This window comes from Paenibacillus sp. 598K (assembly GCF_003851045.1).
Lineage (GTDB): Bacteria > Bacillota > Bacilli > Paenibacillales > Paenibacillaceae > Paenibacillus_D.
This window is the reverse complement of record NZ_BFBX01000133.1, coordinates 400-6980: the sequence shown is the minus strand read 5'-3', so window position 1 is coordinate 6980 and position 6581 is coordinate 400. Positions and strand designations below refer to the sequence as shown.

Sequence of the window (6581 nt, the reverse complement as noted above, 5' to 3'; positions counted from 1 at the left end):
CCGCCACTGGGCAAGCCCCGCAGCCAACCGCTCGGCGGAGTAGCTGCCGCGCTGCTCCAGCAGCGCCAACATATATTCGCGCTGCAATACCGGCCGTTGCTCGCGCAGTTGCTGCTCAGCCCGGCGCAGCGCATCGCCGGAGCGCGTCTGATGCTCCAGGCTGGCGATCGCTTTGTCGACTGCCTCGAGGATGACCTCCTCGCCCTCGGTCTTCAGCAGATAGTCGACCGCATCGTGCTTCATGGCGCGCTTGATATATTCGAAGTCGGTATATCCCGTCAGGAAGATGACGCGGCAGTGCGGCCACAGTCCGGCGATCCGGCGCTGCAGCTCCAGGCCGTCCATCCCCGGCATCGCGATATCCGACATGACGATATCGATCTTGACGCCCTCCATCCAGTCCATCGCTTCCTGCGCCGAGTAAGCGCCGTACACCTCCAGCCTGTCGCTCGCCCGCTCGCGCAGCAGCTCGGTCAGTCCATCGACGTGATAATGCTCGTCATCCACTACCAGCAGCTTGTACAGACAGACCCCTCCCTCCCGTTACGAGTACTCTGCTGCCATTGTACCAAGACGCAGCTCGTACAGCAAAAAGCTGCCCATTCGCTTGCGAACGCCAAGGCGATTGGGTACGCCAAGGCGCGGCTATCCCTATCTTTCCTGGCAGCGGGTAACGTGCAAGCTCTCGCTTCATGAATATCATATTGTATTCAAAACGATCGTTTAGCGTTGTATACATTCCTTTGCGCTAAAACAACAACAAATGATATAATTCACTTAACGATATCTACAACTACGTATGAATAGGAGCCTGCTCATGGACGGAACAAAGGAGCCTTTGTTCGCAGAAGAACGCAAGGCGGCCATCGTCGACTGGGTCAACGAGAAGAAGAAAGTGCTCGTGCCCGACCTGATCGCCCGCTTCCAGGTCTCCCCTGCGACAATCCGGGGCGATCTGCGCGACCTAGAGGCTGCGGGACTGATCAAACGTACTCATGGCGGAGCGATTCCAAGCGACTATGCGACGGCGGGGCTCAAAGCGGACCATCAAGCCAGCAATGTGAAGGAGCAAAAGGAGAAGCGGCAGCTCGCCAAGGCTGCGGCCAGGCTGATCGAGGACGGCGACATCATTATCCTCGACACAGGCACAACGACACTCGAGCTTGCTCGGCTGCTGCGCGACCGTCACAACCTGACCGTCATCGTCAATGATCTGGACATTGCACGCTGTCTGGAAGCGTACGAGCACGTCCAGGTTGTTGTCATCGGGGGCAGCCTGCGCAAAAACTTCCGTTGCACCGTCGGACCGTTCGCCACCAACATGCTCGCCGAGCTGAACGTCGACAAGGCGTTCCTCGGCACCAACGCCTTCAGCGCCGCCAAGGGCTGCACGACGCCGGACATCGAGCAGGCCGAGCTGAAGAAGATGATGGTTCAGGTAGCCGCCAAAACTATCGTTCTCTGCGCCAGCTCCAAGGTCGGCAAAAACTCCTTTGTGCAATTCGCATCGCCGGAGCATGTCGACCTGCTAATCACAGGCAGCCGACTCCCCAGGGAGCTCGCAGACGCTCTGACGGAGTCCGGTATCGAGCTGATTCTCGCCGATTGAACTTATTCGCGCTGCGCAACGCTGGACGCATAGTGGCCAGACTTGTGCCATTTATCGCACAAGTTCGCGCGCTCGACTCGCATACGGCCAGACTTGTGCCATTTATCGCACAAGTTCGGGCGCTCGGCTCGCATACGGCCATACTTGTGCTATTTATCGTACAAGTTCGCGTGCTGGACTCGCATACGGCCATACTTGTGCTATTTATCGCATAAGTCCGAGCGCTCGGCTCGCATATGCCCAGAGTTGTGCCATTTATCGCATAAGTCCGGTCGCTCGGCTCGCAAGCGACAAAGACCTCGATTTCCGCCAGCTCTGACGGGGATCGAGGTCTTTTTGTTAATTTCTATTGCCGCAAGCTTGAACCGCATTCCGTATTCCCCATTGTGCCAACCACGGATGTTGTCCACGTCTCCCCAACAACCAATCGACTGTTGCGGCACCATAGATCTCCACCCGCTCAATTAATCAACGCTCCCTCAACTACTAACCAGCGTCCCTCAGCTCCCGGTCACGACCGCCTCGTAGCGATGACATCCCGGCCCGACCTCTCGGGCCAGCTCCAGCAGCTCGCCGCCCGGCAGCGGCAAGGCCACATCGGCGCTCGTCCCTGGCGGCACCTCGACCTCCAGCGTGAGCCGCTGGCCCTCGCGTCGCCAGGAGGAAACGATCCGGCCATGCCGGGTCGTCAGCTCGCCCTGAGCCCAGGCCAGGCCAGCCGGCGCATAGGGACGGATCGCGATCCGCTCGAAGCCCGGCTCGAGCGCCCGGATGCCCGCCAGACGCGTGTAGAAGGAAGCGCCCACGCCTGCGAACATCGCATGATCATGCGAGTGCATGCCGCCCTTGAAGCTCCATTGCTCCCATAGCGTTGTCGCGCCTTGGTCGATCTGCCAGCCGAAGCTTGGATACGTCCTCCGGGTCAGCAAGCGATAGGCCAGATCGATCTGACCGTGATCCGCCAGCACATCGACGAGGTAACGAGTCGCATAGATCCCGGTATCGAGATGGCCGTCTGCCGCAGCGATCGCCCGCACCAGATGCGCCACGGCGGCATCGACATACGCTTCGCCGACCAGTCCGAGCGCCAGGGGCAGCACCTGCGAGGTTTGCGTGCCGCTGCCATAGACGCCGTCGCCGACATAGAACCGCCTATGGAACGCCTCCCGCACCCGAGCAGCCAACGCTTCGTATTGCGCCTGATCGTCATGGAGCCCGAGCACCTGCGCCGTCGATGCGACTACGGCCGCCTGCTGAGCATACAACGCAGTGTTGACCAGCGACACCTCGCGGAAGTATTGCTCCCAGCCGTCCTCATTGGGCGGACACCAATCGCCGAAGCCGTCAGTGACGATGGCATCCGGGTACTTGGCAGCCAGATGGTCGACGTACTCTCGCATCGCAGGATAACTCGCTGCCAGCGTCGCCTCATCACCATAATGCTGATAAAGGTACCAGGGCAGCGTCACCTTGTCGCCGGCCCAGTCGGGATTGGTCATGTCGTAGCGGATATCGCCGAGCCACTTCACATAATAGTCGCGCATATCAAAGTTAAACATCGCCGCCTCCTCGACCACAGCCGAGTCCATCATGCACGGCGTACGCTCGTCGCGCTGGCAGCAGTCGGTTGGGATCGAAGCGAGATTATTCAGCACCGACCACCTCAGATTGCTCTGGATTTGCTCCAGCAACGGCTCTGCGCAACGGAAGCTGCCGCTCTCCCGCACGTCAGCGCGCACCGGGACGGCTTCGATCGCTTCGAGGACCGCCTCTCCTGTCACCTCGACATAACGGAAGCCATGATACGTAAAGCTCGGCTCATAACGTTCCTCGCCTCCGCCATGCAGAATGTAGCGATCGGTCGCGCGGGCATTGCGGTTGGTCCACGGATCGATGGCGCCGCTCTCGTCGATCAGCTCGCTGTAGCGCAGCGTGATCTGCGCCCCCGCCGCTCCAGATACCCGGATGCGGGCCCAGCCCGAGATATTCTGGCCGAAGTCATAGACTGCGACGCCGGGACGGGGTTGCAACGTCTGTACAGGCTCCAATGCTTCCTGCGGACGGAGCGGCGGCTGCGGGTTGGGCAGGAGCACGCCCTCTGGCGCTTCGGCCAACTCCACTGACCGCCAGTTGCCGTCCGTCTCGTCATAGAGCGCTGTGGCCCAGCCTTCAAGCCTCTTTGCAATCCTCCCGTCGCATGTCTCGCCATCGTAGATATCGTTCATCAGCAGCGGGCCGTCGGTCGTCCGCCAGCTCGCGTCCGTACCGATCGTCAGCTTTTGGCCACTGGCGAGCTCCAGCTCCAGCACGGCTGCGGCAGCTTTGTCCCGCTTCCATTTCCAGCCCCAGCGGGAGTAGTTGATGTTGTAGCCGTTGCCGAGCGACAGGCCGATCGCGTTGGCGCCTTGACGGATCGCCGCCGTCGCGTCGTATTCGTCATAGAGCATCCGCTTGTCGTAGGGCGTATTGGCCGGGGCCAGCACCCGATCATCCAGCTTGCGGCCGTTCACCAGCAGCTCGTACCAGCCGAGTGCATAGACGCGCACCTTCGCCCGCACGATTGCCTCGCTCACCTCGAAGGTGCGGCGCAGCAGCGGATGGTCGACGGCGACCGGCGTCTCGCAACGGGCATAGCTGTCCGGCTCCAGCCGCAGGCCGTTGCCGGAGCGGTCGATCTCCCCGGCCGTGAAGCCGATGCACGACGGGTCGTAGAAGCGATGGACACAGAGCGCCCGGCCCATCGGATCGAACACACGCAGCTCCCGGAACACCGCCCGCTGCCCGATCTCCGTGCGAAAAGCGATGGTCCCGGGCCGCAGCAGAGCTGGCGACGGATAGAGGCGTTCTGCCGCATCATTGTCAGCGCATTCGGTCAACATACCTGTTGCTCCCCAGCTGATACCGTGTGCCTCCCCGTTGTTAGCCTCGTCGCCAGCAGCCAATCCAGCCCCCACATCTGTGCCCGTCTCGGTCACGCTACACGCCTCGCGACCATCGATGAACAGCCTCAGCCCAGTCGGGCTGCGCTCGATTCGGACTGCCGCCTTCCATACCGCTCCTGTCCTCGCAGCCGGCTCGGCCGTCACATAGGCCGGACCATCGGTGACCGTCTGACCCAAGCCTCGCACATCCGCATCCGCCCACACTTGCCTCTGGCCGTCGACTACCGTATAGAGCGACGCGATGCCGTCTTCTGTCAGCTCGCAGCCGTCATAATTGGACTCGTCCTGCACGCCGTACAGGATATGCGCCCCGCCAGACTCGATCGTCACAGTCACCTCGAGCGCGATCTCTGTCCATGCCGTCTCTTGCTTCGTACCGCCGATCCAGCGAGCCGGCCAGTCCTCAGGCAATGCCCGCACCTTCATCTGTTCCATCTTCGAGCTCCTCCATTACGGTCATCTGTTTTTCGATAAAACAACAATCATATGACTTTCATTATGTGTTGTATATATTAGATAGTCAATTCAATTTTGTCGTTTATTATCATTTACTGTGAAATCCAACGCTAAAATTTCGAAACAACAGGGACGTAGAGCGATACATATGGAAGCAGCGGGATGGTTAAAGGAGACTGGAGCTTATGGAGTTACGTCGAAGCCCTTTTGGGCTGACAGGGGAGACAGGCGAAAAAAAGGTCGCCGTTACATAACGCGGAGAAGTTACAGGCGAGAGTAAAGTCTGTCATAACAACGGGGGATGATCTCGGCCGATGAGCCGACGATTCTTATTTCGATCGGGATAGGCAGGCAGGCGCCGGCGCTGCGTCGACTTCGCATATCGATACCGCGCCCGCTTAGAGATCCTGCTACTGTCCGAACCGCTTGAGCGAACGCTCGCGCGCCCGCTCCGCCTCGACCTCGCGATCTCGCGGCGCCGCCGGGGTCACCATCGATGCGAGCAGCTTGCGCGCAGCCGCGCTTACCTCCTGCACGGCCTCATCGAAGGCGGCTTCATTGGCCCGCGACGGCTTGGTGAAGCCCGAGATCTTGCGCACGAACTGCAGCGCCGCCGCCTCGATCTCCTGCTCGGTCGCCGGCGGCTCGAAGTTAAACAACGGCTTAATATTGCGGCACATACTGACACACTCCTCTCGAATCTAGCATTGACAGACACATACGTCCTGATAGTAGCCGAGACTGACAAGAGACGCCCGGGATCATCGAGCGTCCATCCGGCCGATGCAGCCTCATCCGTCAAGCACTAGCTGCACGACGCTGTCCAATCCGACCAACGCTCGCTGCACCTTCTTCCTCCCTACATCCGCTCCTGCAGGCTCTGCTCGAGCGCAGCGCGCAGCTGCGGATACGTCCCGGTGAGCCGGTCAAATGCTTCGCGACGCATCGACAGCACCGTGGCCGGGCCGAGCGCACGCACTGTCGCCGTGCGTGGGATGCCGCGCAGCAGGGCGATCTCGCCGAAGTGATCGCCGTCCTGCAGCACCGCCACCTGCGTCTGACGCTCGCCGAGTTGCTTCAGCACCTCGAAGCGGCCGCGCACGATAATATAGAAGCTGTCGCCCTCCTCGCCCTCCACGACGACGGCCTCGCCCTCATGACAGGCATAGCTCTCGAACTGCGCCGCCACATCCTCCAGCAGCGACGGCTCGATGCCTGCGAAGAACGGCAGCATCGCCAGTCGCTCCCCGTCCACCCGGGCATGGCGGCCGTCGGCGGAGACGTGGAAGCCGTGTTGCTTGTCCCACAGTTCGGCGTACAGTCCACGCTGCCGGAGCAGCGCCTCGTGGGGGCCGGACTCGACGATCTGCCCGTCCCGGAAGACGTGGATGACATCGGCCTGGGTGACCGAGGCGAGCCGATGGGTGACCGTAATGATCGTATGCCGCCCGCGGATCTGCTCCAGCAGCGCGTTGATATCCGCTTCGGAGGCCGGGTCGAGCGCCGAGGTCACCTCGTCGAGCAGCAGCAGCGACGGCTGTCGCAGCAGCGCTCGCGCCAGCGCCAGCCGCTGC

At 61.3% G+C, this 6581-nt stretch carries 5 protein-coding genes; 1 reads left to right on the top strand and 4 read right to left on the bottom strand.

Annotated elements, in window-relative coordinates; genetic code table 11:
• A partial coding sequence (locus PA598K_RS36670) for a response regulator (RefSeq protein ID WP_185602314.1) occupies positions 1-507 on the bottom strand: 507 nt, incomplete at its 3' end.
• A gap of 310 nt (positions 508-817) precedes the next feature.
• Here PA598K_RS36670 and PA598K_RS30210 point away from each other — a divergent pair.
• Positions 818-1609: a DeoR/GlpR family DNA-binding transcription regulator gene (locus tag PA598K_RS30210; RefSeq protein ID WP_128660507.1), complete on the top strand. Its 792-nt coding sequence runs from the start codon at positions 818-820 to the stop codon at positions 1607-1609.
• 500 nt (positions 1610-2109) lie between these two features.
• On the opposite strand, the gene PA598K_RS30205 is transcribed toward PA598K_RS30210, so the two are convergent.
• The 3 genes from PA598K_RS30205 to PA598K_RS30195 all read right to left on the bottom strand — a co-directional run.
• On the bottom strand, positions 2110-4986 hold the full coding sequence (locus tag PA598K_RS30205; RefSeq protein ID WP_128660506.1) for an alpha-L-rhamnosidase: 2877 nt from the start codon (positions 4984-4986) through the stop codon (positions 2110-2112).
• Between the two features lie 431 nt (positions 4987-5417).
• Positions 5418-5687 carry a DUF2277 domain-containing protein gene (locus PA598K_RS30200; protein ID WP_128660505.1) on the bottom strand — a complete coding sequence of 90 codons (270 nt, stop codon included), beginning with the start codon at positions 5685-5687 and terminating at the stop codon, positions 5418-5420.
• A gap of 179 nt (positions 5688-5866) precedes the next feature.
• Positions 5867-6581 (bottom strand): cyclic nucleotide-binding domain-containing protein (locus tag PA598K_RS30195; protein WP_185602313.1); only part of this gene is annotated, 715 nt, incomplete at its 5' end.

Excerpts from the sequence above, each read along its gene's own strand:
- PA598K_RS30205 (WP_128660506.1), bottom strand. The coding sequence starts at position 4,986 with ATGGAACAGATGAAGGTGCGGGCATTGCCTGAGGACTGGCCGGCTCGC.
- PA598K_RS30200 (WP_128660505.1), bottom strand. The coding sequence starts at position 5,687 with ATGTGCCGCAATATTAAGCCGTTGTTTAACTTCGAGCCGCCGGCGACC.
- PA598K_RS30210 (WP_128660507.1), top strand. The coding sequence starts at position 818 with ATGGACGGAACAAAGGAGCCTTTGTTCGCAGAAGAACGCAAGGCGGCC.